This window comes from Mycobacterium sp. 1482292.6 (genome assembly GCF_001672995.1).
Taxonomy (GTDB): Bacteria; Actinomycetota; Actinomycetes; order Mycobacteriales; family Mycobacteriaceae; genus Mycobacterium; species Mycobacterium europaeum_A.
On sequence record NZ_LZKV01000138.1, the window covers coordinates 1 to 1,026 of the forward strand.

The 1,026-nt window shown below is 69.3% G+C and carries 1 protein-coding gene; it reads right to left on the reverse strand.

Annotated features, from left to right (window positions below; genetic code table 11):
* Positions 1–260 precede the first annotated feature (260 nt).
* Positions 261–1,026: LCP family protein (locus tag A5624_RS14235; RefSeq protein WP_197518948.1), on the reverse strand; the 766-nt coding region annotated here is incomplete at its 5' end.

The following is a 1,026-nucleotide window of genomic DNA, read 5'->3' on the forward strand; positions in this document are numbered from 1 at the left end:
AGGCCAAGAGCTACTACTACAACGGCACGACCACGACCTACCCGACGCCCGATCAGGGCAAGCCGATCGATGGCGGCACGCATGCGTGATGGCGGCGACCCGCCGCGCCCGGCTCCGCCGCGCTTGCGATCACCGCGCTGCCTGATGGCGGCGACCCGCCGCGCCCGGCTGCGCCGCGCTTGCGATCACCGCGCAGCCTGATGGCGGCGACCCGCCGCGCCCGGCTCCGCCGCGCTTGCGATCACCGCGCAGCGTGATGGCTAGTTGACGCAGGGCACGCCGCCGCCATCGATCGGCTTGCCCTGATCGGGCGTCGGGTAGGTCGTGGTCGTGCCGTTGTAGTAGTAGCTCTTGGCCTTGGTCGACGTGGTGCTCGAGCTGGTGCTCGTGGTGTCGTCCATCTGCGTCTCGTCGGGGCTGGGCATCGTGAAATTGGTGTCCACGGTCAGGCGGATGTGTCCGGGCTGCACCCTGGGGCTGGGCTGCTTCGGCGCGTCCACGCCGAGCAGGTTGGCCAGGTTCAGCGCATCGGTTTGCGCGCCGGCGCCGTACTCGACCGTCGTGGAGGTCGGGTCGCCGGATTCGCGGTCGCGGACCTGACCCGGGGTGTAGCCCTTCTTTTTCAGCGCGCGGGATACCTCGGTGGCCAGACCGCTCATGCTGCCGGCGTTGACCACGTCGACGACCGTGGTGGGATCCGGCTTCACGGCGGTGGTGCTCGGCGCGGTCGTCGTCGTGTCGGCCCCGATCGCCGCCGCCACCTCCGCCTTGATCGCCGCCGGGTCGACGATGTTGACGTCCTGGCCGTCGATGTTGTCGTAACGCACCACCGGCAGCGTCCGGAACTCGACGTTGCCACCGGCCAGCCCGCCCAGGCGCTGGATCATGTCTTCGCTCCACCCCGCCGAGAGCACCACGTCCTTGCGCGCCACCGCCATCAGGTTCTTGAGCTTGTCGATGTTGGTGAACGTGCCCGTGGCCTGCAGCTCCTGCATGACCGACGAGATGAACGCCTGCTGCCGGTGG